General features: G+C 60.2%; 14 protein-coding genes. 8 read left to right on the forward strand and 6 right to left on the reverse strand.

Translation table 11 applies throughout. The features are described from left to right. Window positions 1-35: 35 nt before the first annotated feature. From GTU67_RS06640 to lon, 4 genes are all read left to right on the forward strand, one after another. Window positions 36-965, forward strand: coding sequence for a hypothetical protein (locus tag GTU67_RS06640; RefSeq protein WP_185779298.1), 930 nt, complete (start codon window positions 36-38; stop codon window positions 963-965). Continuing rightward, window positions 944-2,662, forward strand: coding sequence for a single-stranded-DNA-specific exonuclease RecJ (gene recJ, locus GTU67_RS06645; protein WP_185779299.1), 1,719 nt, complete (start codon window positions 944-946; stop codon window positions 2,660-2,662). The genes GTU67_RS06640 and recJ overlap by 22 nt, the downstream gene beginning before the upstream one ends. Before the next feature lie 251 nt (window positions 2,663-2,913). Then, on the forward strand, window positions 2,914-3,318 hold the full coding sequence (locus GTU67_RS06650; RefSeq protein WP_185779300.1) for an Hsp20/alpha crystallin family protein: 405 nt from the start codon (window positions 2,914-2,916) through the stop codon (window positions 3,316-3,318). Between the two features lie 14 nt (window positions 3,319-3,332). Beyond that, window positions 3,333-5,828, forward strand: coding sequence for an endopeptidase La (gene lon, locus GTU67_RS06655; RefSeq protein ID WP_185779301.1), 2,496 nt, complete (start codon window positions 3,333-3,335; stop codon window positions 5,826-5,828). A gap of 88 nt (window positions 5,829-5,916) precedes the next feature. Here lon and GTU67_RS06660 read toward each other — a convergent pair whose 3' ends face one another. From GTU67_RS06660 to GTU67_RS06670, 3 genes are read right to left on the reverse strand one after another with little or no spacing between them, the layout of a single operon-like run. Further along, window positions 5,917-6,867 (reverse strand): 3-hydroxyacyl-CoA dehydrogenase NAD-binding domain-containing protein, encoded by a 951-nt coding sequence (locus tag GTU67_RS06660; protein ID WP_185779302.1) that lies wholly within the window; start codon window positions 6,865-6,867, stop codon window positions 5,917-5,919. After that, a complete protein-coding gene (locus GTU67_RS06665; RefSeq protein ID WP_185779303.1) occupies window positions 6,864-7,778 on the reverse strand; it encodes a helix-turn-helix transcriptional regulator in 915 nt (304 codons plus the stop codon). Before GTU67_RS06665 ends, GTU67_RS06660 begins: the two co-directional genes overlap by 4 nt. A gap of 13 nt (window positions 7,779-7,791) precedes the next feature. Then, on the reverse strand, window positions 7,792-9,642 hold the full coding sequence (locus GTU67_RS06670; protein ID WP_185779304.1) for a feruloyl-CoA synthase: 1,851 nt from the start codon (window positions 9,640-9,642) through the stop codon (window positions 7,792-7,794). A gap of 260 nt (window positions 9,643-9,902) precedes the next feature. Here GTU67_RS06670 and GTU67_RS06675 point away from each other — a divergent pair, with 260 nt between their 5' ends. Then, window positions 9,903-10,517 carry an LON peptidase substrate-binding domain-containing protein gene (locus GTU67_RS06675; RefSeq protein ID WP_185779305.1) on the forward strand — a complete coding sequence of 205 codons (615 nt, stop codon included), beginning with the start codon at window positions 9,903-9,905 and terminating at the stop codon, window positions 10,515-10,517. Then, the gene (locus tag GTU67_RS06680; RefSeq protein ID WP_185779306.1) at window positions 10,514-11,458 is read left to right on the forward strand and encodes a patatin-like phospholipase family protein; all 945 of its coding nucleotides are present in this window, start codon (window positions 10,514-10,516) and stop codon (window positions 11,456-11,458) included. Before GTU67_RS06675 ends, GTU67_RS06680 begins: the two co-directional genes overlap by 4 nt. A 111-nt stretch (window positions 11,459-11,569) precedes the next feature. On the opposite strand, the gene GTU67_RS06685 is transcribed toward GTU67_RS06680, so the two are convergent. Then, window positions 11,570-12,394: a ferritin-like domain-containing protein gene (locus GTU67_RS06685; RefSeq protein ID WP_249417600.1), complete on the reverse strand. Its 825-nt coding sequence runs from the start codon at window positions 12,392-12,394 to the stop codon at window positions 11,570-11,572. Window positions 12,395-12,681: 287 nt separating this feature from the next. On the opposite strand from GTU67_RS06685, the gene GTU67_RS06690 reads away from it, so the two are divergent. Next, on the forward strand, window positions 12,682-13,224 hold the full coding sequence (locus GTU67_RS06690) for a cytochrome b (protein ID WP_185779307.1): 543 nt from the start codon (window positions 12,682-12,684) through the stop codon (window positions 13,222-13,224). Window positions 13,225-13,507: 283 nt separating this feature from the next. Further along, entirely contained in the window at window positions 13,508-13,768 is a 261-nt protein-coding gene (infA, locus tag GTU67_RS06695) for a translation initiation factor IF-1 (protein WP_093971395.1), read from the forward strand. A 9-nt stretch (window positions 13,769-13,777) separates the two neighbouring features. Here the strand turns inward: infA and GTU67_RS06700 are convergent, their stop codons facing one another. Next, window positions 13,778-14,302 (reverse strand): SixA phosphatase family protein, encoded by a 525-nt coding sequence (locus GTU67_RS06700; RefSeq protein ID WP_185779308.1) that lies wholly within the window; start codon window positions 14,300-14,302, stop codon window positions 13,778-13,780. Between the two features lie 21 nt (window positions 14,303-14,323). Continuing rightward, window positions 14,324-14,818, reverse strand: a complete 495-nt coding sequence (gene thpR / locus GTU67_RS06705) for an RNA 2',3'-cyclic phosphodiesterase (RefSeq protein WP_185779309.1) — start codon at window positions 14,816-14,818, stop codon at window positions 14,324-14,326. Between the last annotated feature and the right edge of the window lie 128 nt (window positions 14,819-14,946).

Below are 14,946 nucleotides of genomic sequence, written 5' to 3' on the forward strand. Positions count from 1 at the left end.
GATCACCACGTTGTCATTAACACTACAATACGACCATGCAGATCGTCATCCCCGGTGCGCTGCCCAACCCGGGCACCGCGCGCGAACTCACCCCGCACCTTGTAAAAACAGCACCCAACCTGGTGCGCCGTTTTGAGGGCAGCCATGCCCGCAGCACGCAAATCAACCTGCTGGACACCGCCTGCACCAGCCTGGAATACTGGCTGCTGCTGCACCACGGCTTTGTACCCGAAAGCGGCCAGAACATGTCGGCCGGCCTGGGGCCGCTGTGGGCTCAACCCCCTGTCGCGCCCGACCAAGCCATATGGCTGGCCGAGCTGGTACATGTTTCGCCGTCGCGAGACGGCGCCGGTTTATTGCCTGCTGCGCAACTGGCCATTACGCCAGAGCAGAGTTTAGCCTTATTCCAGGCCGCCAAACCCTTGTTCGATGCACCCGGTTTCGAACTGACACACACCGGTGCCGCACGTTGGCGCATTACTTTGCCTGCCGACATTTTGCCGGCCAGCGTCAGCCCGCAACTGGTCAGCGCCACGCGTGTCAACGACTGGTGGCCGCAAGACACGGCCACCCGGCCATTGCGGCGCCTGGTCAACGAATTGCAAATGACGTGGTACGAACACCCGGTCAATCAGGAACGCGCGCAAATGGGGTTGGCGCCCATCAACAGCCTTTGGGTTTTTGGCGGCGCATCTCCTGCGCAGCTGACCCGGCCCGATGCAGGGGGTTTCGAGATCTGGTACGAGGCAGAAGCTGCCTTTGCGCAATCAGACTGGGCCGCGTGGCTGCAGGCTATGGCCGCCTTCAATACCCGGGTTGCCGGCCTGGGGCCTGATGCGCACCTGGTATTGCTGGGCGAAGACCGTATCGTTACCCTTGAACCCCCGAGCCTGGGGCAGCGCCTGTTGCGCCTGCTGCCAGGCCGCACCAACTGGAGTCACTGGTGGTCACCCCGAAACTCGTAACACGTCCGGCCAACGACAAAGCCGCAGAACAACTCACTGCCGCCGGCGTACACCCTTTGCTGGCACGACTTTGGGCTGCAAGAGGCGTGAGCAACCCCGACGAAACCGGACAGCAATGGGCCAACCTGATTCCTCCGCGCACCCTGACCCATGTCGACACGGCGGCTCAATGGCTGGCCGACGCTATCGATCAGCGCAAGAAGCTGTTGATCATCGCCGACTACGACTGCGATGGCGCCACCGCCTGCGCAGTAGCCGTGCGTGCGCTGCGCAGTATGGGTGCCCTGGTCAACTACCTGGTGCCCAACCGTTTTGAAACGGGCTATGGGTTGTCACCCGAAGTGGTCGCCCTGGCCGAACGCCACCCGTCGGGCAAACCCGACATCCTGGTCACCGTCGACAATGGCATTGCCAGCGTTGACGGCGTCGAGGCCGCCTTGGCCGCCGGCATCGAGGTATTAGTCACCGACCACCATTTGCCGGGCGACGTTTTGCCTCGGGCCCGGGCCATCGTCAACCCCAATCAACCGGGCTGCGGCTTTCCGTCAAAGAACCTGGCGGGCGTGGGGGTTATTTTTTACTTAATGCTGGCCCTGCGGGCCGAACTTCGCGCACGCGGCATCTACCCGGCCAATGGCGGCCCCAGGCTCGACCAACTGGCCGACCTGGTTGCTTTGGGCACGGTCGCCGACGTCGTCAAACTCGACGGCAACAACCGGCTGCTGGTCACACAAGGGCTCGACAAAATGCGGCGGGGCCAGATGCAGCCCGGCCTTCGTGCGCTGTTTGCGGTAGCCGGCCGTAACCCGGTACAAGCCAGCGCGTTCGACCTGGGTTTTGCACTGGGCCCACGCATTAATGCCGCCGGGCGTCTGGCCGACATGAGCCTGGGCATCGAGTGCCTGATTACCGACGACGAAAATTACGCCTTAAGGCTGGCCCGCGAACTCGACGGCATTAACCAGCAGCGTCGTGGCATTGAAACCGAAATGCAAGAGCAGGCGCTGTCGAACCTTGAGGCCGCTCACCAGCCAGAACGGGCCAGCGTCTGTGTGTATCACCCAGACTGGCACCAGGGCGTAGTAGGCCTGGTCGCGTCCCGGCTTAAAGAAGCCTACTGGCGCCCTACCCTGGCGTTCGCCCGTGCCGGCGACGACGAGCTGCGCGGCTCCGGCCGGTCCATTCCCGACGTTCATCTGCGCGACGTACTCGACCTGGTGTCCAAGCGTTTGCCGGGCGCCATTCTGAAGTTTGGCGGGCACGCCATGGCTGCGGGTCTGACCCTGCGCGAATCAGCCTATGCTCAGTTTCAGGACGCTTTTGACGACGCTGTGCGCACGTTGTCGGGTAAATCATTCTTCGAACCCATCATCGAAACCGACGGCTCGCTGGAAACCGGTTACGCCAACGCCGATGTTGCCGGCCTGTTGCAACAGCAGGTATGGGGCGCCGGCTTCCCCGCACCTGTGTTTCGCGATACGTTCTGGGTCAGGCATCAGCGCCTTCTGAAAGACAAGCACCTGAAGCTTAGCCTGGAGCGCGGCCACCAGCGTTTTGACGCCATCTGGTTCAACCACCCCGAAACACTGCCCGAATGCATTGACGCGGCCTACCGGCTTGATCAGAACGTCTGGAATGGCATGGTCAGCGCACAATTGATCATCGAGTACGCCGGCCCCGCCCAAGACGCGGCATAACCCGCTTCGCAATGACGCATCAACGCCGACAACGGCAGCGCAGCCAGGTCTGACCTGGCCGCGTCAGACACGATAGCGTCTGCAACATCAGGTTGCAGCACCGCGTTGAACCGGCCGCACGGCGCATTGCAACCCTTGCAAAATGGACCTATATTATTGACATCGGCGGGGTCTGTACCCCGCCACACGACATGGCCCGGGGGCCGCCCCTTCGGGTCCATTCAGCCTCTGAATTTGCCCAGGATGTCGCCATGGCCCATCGTAAAACCGTCAACACCATGTGGCTCGACGCGGTCAGTATGCTCGATCGCGCCGACCAGCTGCATCGCCAGTTCTTCAGGTTGGGCAGCGCCCAAACCCGTGGCCCGTCGTGGGAACCCCCCGCCGATATTTTCGAGACACCCGACACGCTTTCGGTCATGGTTGCACTGCCCGGCATTGCTTCCGACAACCTTCAGGTCACCATCGAAAATGATGTATTACATATTCATGCCCATCGCCCCATGCCCGGCCCCCGGGGCGCGCACCTGAAGCGGCTGGAAATCCCCTACGGCCACTTCGAACGACATATCCGGCTACCCTCCGGGCATTTCCAGATCCAGGACTCCAGCCTGAGCCAGGGTTGCCTGACCCTGACCTTGAAAAAACTGCGTTGAATCAGGAGGTTGCCATGACAAACCCCGACCGCAGCCTTGCCCCACACACGTCCCTGTCGTCCGATGCGCCGTCATTCGTCACCGGGCCGGCGGCCGAACGCCCGGCCACCGCGCCTCAGGCCGTCGACGATTTGAATATTCCTGAAGACGCCCTGATCCTGATCCCCGTGCGTAACTTTGTACTGTTTCCGGAACTGGTCGTCCCCATAGGCCTCGGGCGCGAAACCTCGATTGCGGCCGCGCAGGCGGCAGCGCGCAGCAACCGGCCCGTCGGGATCATCCAGCAAAAAGACCCTGAGATTGATGAACCGGGCCAGGACGACCTGTACGAAGTGGGTACCAGCGCCAGCATCTTGCGATACATCACCACGCCCGACAACAACCACCACGTCATCTGCCAGGGCGAACAGCGCTTTCGTATCCTCAAGCTGCTGGACGGGTTCCCGTTCAAGGTCGCCCAGGTTGAGCGCTATACCGAGCCCGACGTCGATTCGCCCGACATCGATGCACGCATGCTGCAGCTGAAAACACGCACCGACGCCGTCATCGCCTTGCTGCCCGATGCCCCGGAAGCCTTGTCAGGCATTGTCAAGAACATCACCTCCCCGGCTATTTTTGCCGATTTCGTCGCCGGCATGATCGATATCAAGCCGGCAGAAAAGCAAGAAATTCTGGATACCTTCGACCTGAAAACGCGGCTTGACAAGGTTCTTGCCCACCTCGACCGTCTCGATCAGGTGCTTCGTATACGGCAAGCCATTGCCGAAGAAACCAAAGAGCGCGTTGACGACCGGCAACGCGAGTATCTGCTGCGCGAACAGCTGAAAACCATCCGCGAGCAACTGGGTGAAGACGACGAGCAAGGCGCAGACATTGCCGAACTACGCGAAAAAATAGAGCGGGCCAGGCTGCCAGAGGCCGCCAACGATGCCGCTCGCAAAGCGCTGAAGCGGCTTGAACAGATGTCTGACGCGTCGGCTGAATACAGCATGCAGCGCACGTATCTGGAGTGGCTGATCGAACTGCCCTGGCACGTTGAGGCCGAGGCGCCTATCGACATTGCCAAGGCCCGCGACATCCTTGACGCCGACCACTACGGCCTGACCAAAATCAAAAAGAGAATTCTTGAGTACCTGGCGGTGCGCAAACTGAACCCCGACGGCCGCAGCCCTATTTTGTGTTTTACGGGGCCGCCGGGTGTGGGCAAAACGTCGTTAGGCCAAAGCATTGCGCGGGCAACAGGCCGCAAGTTTGCCAGACTGGGGCTCGGTGGCGTACACGACGAAGCCGAAATCCGCGGGCATCGGCGCACCTATATTGGCGCCCTGCCCGGCAACATTATCCAGGCCATACACAAGGCCGGCGCCCGCAACTGCGTGCTGATGCTCGATGAAATCGACAAACTGGCCGCCAGTGCCCACGGCGACCCGGCGGCCGCCCTGCTCGAGGTACTCGACCCCGAACAAAACAACGAATTCCGCGACAATTATCTGGGCATCGGCTTTGACCTGTCGAAGGTGCTGTTCATTACCACCGCCAATGTGCTCGACAACATCCCGGGCCCCTTGCGCGACCGCATGGAGGTCATCGCGCTGCAAGGCTACACCCCCGACGAAAAACACCAGATTGCCGTACGTTACCTGCTCGACCGACAGCGCAAGGCTAACGGTCTGACCCCGGTGCAGTGCCAGGTTGACGACGACGTCATCGACGCCATTATTCAGGGTTATACCCGCGAAGCCGGTGTGCGCAATCTTGAGCGCGAACTGGGCAGTGTCTGCCGTTACGCCGCCATGGCCATTGCCGAAAACCGCCAGAGCCAGGTGCATGTCACAACGGCCTTGCTCCCCGACATCCTTGGGCCCGTCAGGTTCGAAAACGAAGTGGCCATGCGCACCAGCTTGCCCGGCGTCGCCACCGGCCTGGCCTGGACGCCGGTCGGCGGCGACATCCTGTTCATAGAAGCCAGCCGGACACCGGGCAGCGGCCGTCTGATTCTGACGGGGCAACTGGGCGACGTCATGAAAGAAAGCGCCCAGGCTGCGCTGACCTTGGTCAAAGCCCACTTCGAGACATTTGGCTTACCTCGCGACTACTTCGACAAACACGATATCCATGTGCACGTGCCGGCCGGCGCCATCCCCAAAGACGGCCCCAGCGCAGGTGTTGCCATGTATACCGCACTGGCCTCCCTGATCAGCAACCGCCCTATTCATGCCAACCTGGCCATGACCGGCGAAATCAGCTTGCGCGGCCTGGTACTGCCGGTGGGGGGTATCAAAGAAAAACTGCTCGCCGCCCTTCAGGCCGGCATCAAGCGCGTGATGCTGCCCGCCCGCAATGCCAAAGACCTTGACGACCTGCCCGCACAAGCCCGCGAACAGCTGGACATTGTTTTGCTGGACAACGTTGACCAGGCCATAGAAATCGCGCTTGAAGCGCCGGTCGTGCCCGCCAATGAAGACGACCCCGCTCACCCCAAGCGCATCTGGCGCTGGTCACCGCCCTGAACGTAAAGGCCACGCCCAAAAATATGCCTTGACCGGCCGGTACCGCTTCGAACACGGCGCATGGCTCGCCTGAGCCATTGCTTATGGCTTATGGCAACTGGCCGCTGTCGGTTTTTGCCGCCACCAAGTCCACCAACAGCCGGTCGCGCTCGGGCACGAAGTCTTGCTCGGCATACGTTTGCAGCATTTCGCGTACGCCTTGTGCCACTTTTTGCTTAAGCTCGGGCGTCATCGACGGGTCGCCCAGGTCGTGCCACCAGTCTTCAATCGGCCCGCCAAGATGGTCCAGCAAGTGTTCGATACCGGCCGCGCCGCCCGACAAATGCAAGTTCATGAACGGCCCCAACAAAGCCCAGCGCAAACCGGGGCCGTGTGCAATGGCGGCGTCGATATCGCTGACACTGGCCACCCCCTGGTCGACCAGGTTAAAGGCCTCGCGCCACAGCGCCGCCTGCAAGCGGTTGGCAATATGTCCTTTGACTTCTTTACGCGGATGAATCGGGCGCTTGCCGATGTCGGCATAAAAGCGCATGGTGCGCTCGACCACATCGGGTGAGGTTTGCGCCCCGCCAATGACTTCAACCAGCGGAATCAGATGCGGCGGGTTAAAGGGATGCCCCAGAACAACGCGTTCGGGAAACCGGCAAGCACTCTGGATACGGCTCATCAACAACCCCGACGAACTGGAGGCCAGCACGATGTCGGCATCAAGTACCGCGTCCATGCGTTTGAACAAATCAATTTTCAGGTCTTCTTTTTCGGGCCCGTTTTCCTGAACAAAGTCCACGCCGGACAATGCGGTTTCGAGGTCGGCAAAAAATTCAATACGCTGCTTGTCGGCGCCGAGCGCCAGGCCAATGCGTTCAAGACTGGGCCACAACGCATCAATGGTCGCCAGCAGCCGTTCGTGTGCGCCGGCGCTGGGGTCGGTTGCCCGTACCGCCAACCCTTGGGCCAGAAAATAAGCCGCCCAGCTGGCGCCGATAACTCCGGTACCCACCACGCCCACCGTGTTGATGACCCGTGTAGAAACACTCATGAAGCAACCCCTTTGTTGGTAGAAAAAATATGTTGGTCGATTAAGGCCAACGCCCGAGCGAGGACCGCCTGTGTGGTCAATCCCGTCGTGTCAATATCGGCATGGGCCAGCGCGTACAAGGTGCTGCGCGCCGCCAGCGCACTGACAATATTGGCCATCGCTTCGTCACGCAACTGCGGCGTGGCAATGCGGGCATCGTGCTGGGCCATGACACGTCGAAAATGCGCTTCGGGCCGGGCATGCAACCAAACTGTGTAGAACGAATGCAGCAAGACTTCGTAGGTCGCCGGTTCGGCCACAATGCCCCCGCCGGTAGCCAAAACCACCTGCGGATGACCGGCAATCACCGCTTCAAGGCACTGCCGTTCAAGACGGCGATAACCTGCCTGCCCGTAAATGGAAAACACCTCATTCAGCGACATGCCCGCCATTTGGGCCACCTGGGCGTTCAGTTCGATAAACGGCGCCCCCAGCTGCTGCGCCAGTGCCGGGCCCAGGGTAGATTTGCCGGCCCCCCGCAAACCAATTAAAGCAATGCGCTTGACACCGCCCTGCTGCGATGACTGCTGATCGAGGTGACTGACCAGCCAACTGCGAATACTGCGCAAGCTGTCGGGCGACTGGCGCTTGAGCATTTCGACAATCAGGGCGTAATCAGCGCCAAAACGGTCGTGATCGGACAAGAGCGCGTGAGTTGAAACGTTCAGTGCGCGGGCCAGCCGGTGCAACACGGCAATCGAGACATTGCCGTCGCCTCGCTCGACGCGCGACAAATACGGCAATGAAATGCCCGACTCGGTGGCCAGTTGTTTCATGGTCATGGCCCGGGCGGCGCGGGCCGAACGCACACGCAGGCCCAAGCGCCGCGACAAGGCGGCCGTGTCGTCGGGCGTGTCAGTTAGCGCGTTCATCGCGGTACCGGCATTACAAGTAAATGACGTCTTTGGCGGCATCGTCGGCGTACAAGGTTTGCACCAGCGCAGCGCGCTGCTTGAGCACGGCCGACTGATTAATGTAGCCCTTGTCGGTAATTTCACCGGCATCCACCAACGGCGGGTCGGTCAACAGCAAGGCGCGGTCGGCGTAGGTAGAACTGGCCTGGTTTGCGGCATGCAACGCCTGCAAACCGGCGCTTACCCGGTCGCGCACAGCCGGGTGCGCCAGCACGTCGGCAACCGCAACGTCGTCGGCCAGGCCCGCCAGACGCCGGCATGCCGCCACGTTCGGGAAAATAAGAAAGCCCACCGAATTGCGGTCGTGACCGGTCACGACAATGTCTTGCGCCACGGGCGTCATGGCTTCGATGCCTTTGACGCGCAAATTGCCCACACTCACCCAGGTCCCCGTCATCAGTTTGAAGTCTTCGGACACCCGCCCGTCGAACACCAGCCCGGCTTCGGGGCGAGCCGGGTCAGCAAATTTTGCCGCATCGCCAATCAGGTAGAACCCTTCGTCGTCAAAGGCTTTTGCCGTAACATCGGGCTGGTTGAAATAACCCGGCGTCACGTTCGGCCCCTTGACACGTACTTCCAGCTTGTCGCCGCTGGGCACCAATTTAAGCGACACCCCGGGCACGGGCACCCCGATCACGCCGGAACGGTCGGCCTGAAAATGGCAGTCAGTCGCCAACGGCGAGGTTTCGGTCGACCCCCAGGCCGTCACCATGGGCACGGCATAACCCAGTTCCTGGATGGACAATTCGATAAGGCCGTCCCACAGGTGTTGTGGCAACGCAGCTGCCGCGTAAAAAATCACCTGCAGTTTCGAAAAGAAATTACGGCGCAAATCGGCATCTTCGCGCAGCGCCGGGACCAGCATGTCGAAGGCCTTGGGCACATTCAGGTACAAGGTGGGCGCCACTTCGCGCAAATTATTCAGTGTCGTATCGAACAAACCGGGAACCGGCTTGCCGCCGTCCAGGTAGAACGTACCGCCGTTGGCCAGAATCAGATTGAAGTTGTGATTGCCGCCAAAGGTGTGATTCCAGGGCAGCCAGTCGAGCAATACCGGCGGCTGCCCGGTTAAAAAGGGCCAGACCTGCCGCTTGGCCTGCTGGCTGGCGCACAGCATACGCTGGGTATTGATGACCCCTTTGGGATAGCCGGTTGAGCCCGACGTAAACAAAATTTTTGCAACCGTGTCCGGGGTAACAGCGGCATAGGCACGATGCACAGCAGCCAGGTCAACGTCTTCAAGCAAATCTGAAAAATGCAGTGCCGCCTCGGTTGGCAAGGCGTCTTCGTCGGCTACCACGACCTGGGCGTGATGCAGACCTTCGATGGCCGCAAGCGCAGCCTGAAACTTGCCCGCACCGCCCACGTAAATAAGCGCGGGGTCAAGACGCTGCACCAGATTCTTGAGTTTGGCGTGATCTTTGGACAGCAACGAGTAAGCGGGCGAAATCCCGGCATAGGGAATACCGACATGCATGGCCGCCAACATCAACAGCCCATGATTGACCTCGTTGTCGGACAACACACACACCGGGCGAGCCGGCCCGTAGCCGCGTTCGAGCAACCACGACGCAATGCGCTGCACCTTGTCGAGCGCCTGACGATACGTCACGCCCGCCCATAGCCCGGCCGGGCTGCGCTCTGCCAAAAACAAGCGATCGGGCGCTTCGTCGGCCCAGTATTCAAGATACTCGCCTGCGCATCGGGCGTAGGGTTCGAGTGCTACGGGGTTTTCGAGCAGCGTGCTGCCATCGGCACGGCGGGTAACGGTAACGGCGGGCGCAGCAAACAGCGCGCCCAGGGGAGCCTGGGGCTGGTTCATAGTTGTCTCCTGATGCTTGTTTCTAATGTATTTTGAACGACTATACGAAAATATAGTTTTCAATGCAATCTATAGTTTATTTTGCAGCATGCGAAGGTGCCAGCGCATAGCAGCCTGCAAACATTTTGCCTTTGAAGCGCTTAAAACCTGTGGAAGTTTTGGGCCTTGCGAGCCTTTGATGTTTTAAAGTTTCTATTGCAAGCAAAGCAAACTGCCGCCAGCCTGGCCCCGCGCTTTCGCTTTATGGCATTATTCCACCCATGACTCCGCTGCCCCTCTTCCCCCTCGCCCGCGCGCTGTTTCCCGACGGCGTCATTCATCTGCGTATCTTCGAGGTACGCTACCTGGACATGATCCGGCGCTGCCTTGAGAACAACACAGGCTTTGGCGTTGTAGCACTGACCAGCGGTACCGAGGTCCGGCAACCGGCCTCGCGCGAAACCTTTGTTTCGTCGGGCACACTGGTCACCATCGAAGAGGTCGCAACGCCAATGACCGGGCTGATGCAAGTCCGGGCCAGAGGCACGCAACGCTTCACGCTTAACACGTTCGAGCAAAAGCCAGGCGGCTTGTGGACGGGCAACGTCACCCTCCACGACCCCGACCCTGCCATTGGCATCCCGCAAGACCTGCAAGATTGCGCCGATGCGCTCGGCCGCGTCATTGCCGACCTGCAACGCGAGGGCGTGCCGCCGGAAGCGATGCCGGTGTCCGCCCCCTACCGGCTTGAGGACTGCGGCTGGGTCGCCAACCGCTGGGCTGAACTGCTGCCTCTGCCACCCACGCAAAAGGCCGTCCTGCTCGAAACCGCCGATCCGGCCGAGCGCCTGGACATGCTGCGCGAGGTCCTGATCGTCAAGGGGGTCCTGCCATGACGGCCCGCCGTCGCTTTCGTCCTAAAGTCGGGCTTATTCTGGGCAGCGGCTCGGCGCGCGGCTGGGCGCATATCGGCGTCATCCAGGCCCTGCGCGAAGCCGGCCTGAAGCCCGACATCATCTGCGGCACATCCATTGGTGCGCTGGTCGGGGCCGTACACGCCTCCGGCGGGCTCGACGAGCTCGACGCCTGGGTGCGCGAGCTGGGCTTGCGCGATGTCGTCTCGTTCATGGATATCACGCTGACCGGGGGGATGCTCAAGGGCGAACGCCTGATGGGGTTCTTTAAACGCAAGTTCAAAGACCGCGACATCGAAGCGCTCGATATCCCCTTTGGCGCCGTGGCCACATCGTTGCACAACGGGGCCGAAATCTGGCTGCGTTCGGGCAGCACGTTGGGGGCCGTCCGGGCCTCTATTGCATTACCCGCCTTGTTTGCGCCGGTCCGGCACAACGGGCAAATTCTTGTCGACGGCGGGCTGGTCAACCCGGTGCCGGTGTCGCTGGCCCGCGCCATGGGGGCCGACATCCTGATCGCGGTTGACCTCAATTCAGACCTGCTGGGGCGGCACCTGCGCCGCGACCCCGCACCGCAAGCCGAGTCAGAATCGCCGCCGGCCCAGGACGATGACTGGTTCAGCAAGCTGCAAAATAATTTAAGCGCCCTGTTGCCCGAATCGCCCGAACACGACCGCAACAAACCCGAAGAGCCCGAGATCCCTTCAGTGCTCGATGTGGTCGCCTCGAGCATCAATATTATGCAAGAACGCATTACGCGCAGCCGCATGGTGGGCGAGCCCCCACACATCGTGATTGCGCCCCGGCTGGCTCATTTAGGGCTCATGGATTTTCATCGGGCAACCGAAGCCATCGAAGAAGGCCGACGCGCGGCCAAAGAATGCATTCCGGCCATTAAAGCCTTCGACGTTGACTGGTCTTAGCGCATTGGCCCCGAGTCTGTATCGACCCGCCAACCCGGTCTTGATGCCAATGCCCGGATAGCATTGCGCAACAACCCCGAACCTGGCTGCACGACTGGCGCACTTGCTGCGTTAGCGCAGTAACCAGGCCGAAGCTTTTGAAAGCGGCGCCAGAATAATCCGCCCAACCACAGCCGGCAGATCGAGCGGCTTGACCACCATTTTTACCGCCATTTCTACCGGATAGTGACGTTGCAAGCCACGGCCCAGGCGACGACACAGCTGCTTGAACCGGGCGCGATCGGCTGTTGCTTCGCCTTCGTGCAACTGATACACATGCCACAACGCACAATCGGCATCAGACGCGCGCGCTTCGAGTACCCGGCGCTTGAGCGCCTGGAAGATCTTCCAGCGGCCTGGCGGCTGCGCCTGCTGATACTTGCGAAAATACCGATAAAAATGCTTGTAGTGGTTGACCTCGTCGGCGCGGATACGTTGGGCAATGCCCGCCAGCACCGGCTCGGTCGCCTGACGCGACAACGCCGTGTAAAACGTTGCAGTACCCGTTTCCACCACGCACCGCGCCACCATTTCAAGCCCCTGGGTGGGCTCGAATTCGTCGACCGTACACATTTGCGAATATTCGGCATAAAAGGCATCGTACGCGCGTTGCCAGTCGAACTCGGGCCACACATGCTGAGCATAAGCCCTTAACACACGGCCGTGGCGCACCTCTTCGTGTTGCCATTGCTGCGTCAGCCATGTGGCTACTTCGGGGTCGTTGCCAAAATAATCAATCAGGTTCTGGGTGTACAAGTCGGCCGCAATCTCGACAAACGAAGCACCAACCACCATATAGAACAAGTCTTCGTTGTCGCGCACGCGATCAACATCAACGTGCGCCAGCGGCACGTTGTCGAGCGTCCAGTTGGAGGGGATGGGCATTACTGCAGACATAAGTTCAACCTGTAACGTAACCGCACAGTTAAAAGATTACGGGAAGCCCGCATGCCGATCAAGGGCTGAACGTCGGTCAGATACCCACCTGCACGACGCCGCACCCACGCAGCGCGACCTTGTCACGAAAAATTCGCTGGACGAAAAACCCTGGGTTTATTATGGTTACCGACGACACCAGGCACGGTAAATATGTCTGCTTTTCATGCTTGTATTTGGCGGACATTAGCCCTGCCGCAACACAGCCTGCCCCGTACATTTTGCACACCATCAAGAAGGAACCCGCCATGCAGCAACATTCATCGACATGCGACTCCCCCGAACGCTATGGCCGCGTGACACGTATTTTGCACTGGGCAATGGCCCTACTGCTGGCATGGCAATTTACGTCGGCACTGACTCATTTTCTGGCCGAAGACAGTGCCCTTGACGAGTTCTTGTGGGGCACGCATAAGTCAGTGGGCTTTTTGCTGATGTTGCTTATTGTGGTTCGTGTGCTTTGGGCGCTGCTTAACCTGCGTCGGCGCCCGCCCGCAATCAGCAAGGCCGCACGTGTGGGGCACGTTGTGCTTTACGTTCTTATGCTGGTCGTACCCATTGTGGCCCTGCTGCGCCAGTACGGCTCGGGCCGCGAATTCTCGCCGTTTGGCATCCCGTTAATGCCCGGCTTTGACGAAAGCCTGAAAATCACCTGGATGACCGACCTGGGCAGTAATTTCCATAGCCTGCTGGGCTACGTTTTGCTGGTGCTGGCCCTGGGCCATATTGCCTTTGCCCTGAAGCATTATTTTGCCGGCGAACGCCATATCATCGACCGCATCCTGAACTAAACTGTTTTATTAGGGTTTTCCTTGACACCCTACCCCGGGCACGTTACCCTAAAGAAGTGCTTGCCCCTGTAGTCAAAGGGCATCGTTCAATCGGCAAGGCGCATTACCCATCGCGGTGGCCTTGCTGTCAATTTGGGTGCCACACCGCGTGCACCTGCACTACGTAGCCTCAGCTACGCTTTTTGTTCCGTTTTACGGCGGCTGCCCCACCCAGGGGCTCACAATTTTGCTGCAATGCGCAAGGCGTTGCGGCCAAGGTTTGTTTTTACAAAGGAAACGTCCTATGGCAAAAGAAGAATTACTTGAAATGAATGGCTCGGTGACTGAAGTTCTGCCCGATTCCCGCTTTCGCGTCACCCTCGAGAACGGCCACCCTGTTGTCGCTTATACCGGCGGCAAAATGCGCAAGCACCACATCCGTATTCTGGCCGGCGACAAAGTCAAACTAGAAATGTCGCCCTACGACCTGAGCAAGGCCCGTATTATTTTCCGCCACATCGAAGGCCGCCCCCCGGTTACCGGCGCACCGCGTCGCCGTCGCTAAGCCAACGGCTTAATCGGTAACGGGCGTTGCAAAACGCTCGAGCACCCCTGAATGATCGGTAATGTCGGCCCACGACACCGCATCGGGGAAATCGATAACCGCCAGCCCCGCCGGCGGAAATTCGTGGCGTAACCTGACCACGGCATTTTTGCTGCCGCGCCCGATAAGGCGCATGGCCAACGCAGAAATGCCGGGGTTATGCCCCACCAGCACCACACTTTCGTATTTGTCGGGCGCTGCCTGAATTACTTCAAGCAGTGCCTGCACCGACGCCTCGTAAATTTTCGGCTCGAATACTGCCGGCACCTGGCCGGGCAACTGGCGCTGAACCGCCGACCAGGTTTCGCGTGTACGCTGAGCTACCGACACAATGGCCCGTTGCGGCATCACACCTTCTTGCGCCATATAGGCGCCCATTTCCAGTGCTTCGTTAAGGCCCCGTTCGGACAAGGTACGCTCGATGTCGGGCAGCCCCGAACCATGCCCTGAATGCGCATGACGCAACAACACCAGACGACGCGGGGCAACTGACATACGCTTCAACCTCAAAAATAATTATGCAAGGCTGTATTTTGCCCCATTCGGCTGCGGGTGTGAATGCGCCAGGACAAATCGGTCTGCCCACCAGATCACCGGCGCGCCCAGCGGCCGCGGCGCCACGGTTACCTTGCGTGCCAGGGTAACGTGCGGGCGAAATGAAAATTGTTTGTCGTACCAGATACCTTCCTGATCCAGCGCGTGGCCCAACTGGTCGCGCAGCGCCAGTAAGGCAGCAGGCACCGCCGACGGCCCTACCCATGCCAGCTTTAACCGTTCAAAAGTATCGACCCGATCAAGCCTGAGCTCGAAAGCCGGGCGCGGCAGGGTTTGCGCTATACGGCGCAATGCCGCGTGTTGCCCGGGTTGAGGCTGCCCCAGAAAGGCCAGCGTCAGGTGGAAATCGGCCGGGTGCGTCAGCCGCCCACCCGCAAGCGGCGCCTGAAGCGCTGCTAACTGACGGGCAACCACCGGGTTGGGCCAAAGGGCAAAAAAATAGCGCGATGTTTGCATCGCGCTACAGATTGCTGACAAACCCTCGCGTAAAACCGAGGGTTTGTTCATAATGGGGCATGCTAAAAGAACCTACTGCCTATCAGCATGAGCTTGAGATGGTGACGCTGGAATCGCTGGTTCCTCGC

Origin of the sequence: Pusillimonas minor (assembly GCF_014237865.1) — a bacterium.
In the GTDB taxonomy this organism is placed as follows: Bacteria; Pseudomonadota; Gammaproteobacteria; order Burkholderiales; family Burkholderiaceae_B; genus Neopusillimonas; species Neopusillimonas minor.

Bases quoted from the DNA above. Each gene is read 5' to 3' on its own strand.
- GTU67_RS06670 (WP_185779304.1), bottom strand. From the start codon at position 9,642: ATGAACCAGCCCCAGGCTCCCCTGGGCGCGCTGTTTGCTGCGCCCGCC.
- GTU67_RS06680 (WP_185779306.1), top strand. From the start codon at position 10,514: ATGACGGCCCGCCGTCGCTTTCGTCCTAAAGTCGGGCTTATTCTGGGC.
- GTU67_RS06665 (WP_185779303.1), bottom strand. From the start codon at position 7,778: ATGAACGCGCTAACTGACACGCCCGACGACACGGCCGCCTTGTCGCGG.
- GTU67_RS06640 (WP_185779298.1), top strand. From the start codon at position 36: ATGCAGATCGTCATCCCCGGTGCGCTGCCCAACCCGGGCACCGCGCGC.
- infA (WP_093971395.1), top strand. From the start codon at position 13,508: ATGGCAAAAGAAGAATTACTTGAAATGAATGGCTCGGTGACTGAAGTT.
- GTU67_RS06700 (WP_185779308.1), bottom strand. From the start codon at position 14,302: ATGTCAGTTGCCCCGCGTCGTCTGGTGTTGTTGCGTCATGCGCATTCA.
- GTU67_RS06690 (WP_185779307.1), top strand. From the start codon at position 12,682: ATGCAGCAACATTCATCGACATGCGACTCCCCCGAACGCTATGGCCGC.
- lon (WP_185779301.1), top strand. From the start codon at position 3,333: ATGACAAACCCCGACCGCAGCCTTGCCCCACACACGTCCCTGTCGTCC.
- GTU67_RS06650 (WP_185779300.1), top strand. From the start codon at position 2,914: ATGGCCCATCGTAAAACCGTCAACACCATGTGGCTCGACGCGGTCAGT.
- thpR (WP_185779309.1), bottom strand. From the start codon at position 14,818: ATGCAAACATCGCGCTATTTTTTTGCCCTTTGGCCCAACCCGGTGGTT.
- GTU67_RS06660 (WP_185779302.1), bottom strand. From the start codon at position 6,867: ATGAGTGTTTCTACACGGGTCATCAACACGGTGGGCGTGGTGGGTACC.
- GTU67_RS06685 (WP_249417600.1), bottom strand. From the start codon at position 12,394: ATGTCTGCAGTAATGCCCATCCCCTCCAACTGGACGCTCGACAACGTG.
- GTU67_RS06675 (WP_185779305.1), top strand. From the start codon at position 9,903: ATGACTCCGCTGCCCCTCTTCCCCCTCGCCCGCGCGCTGTTTCCCGAC.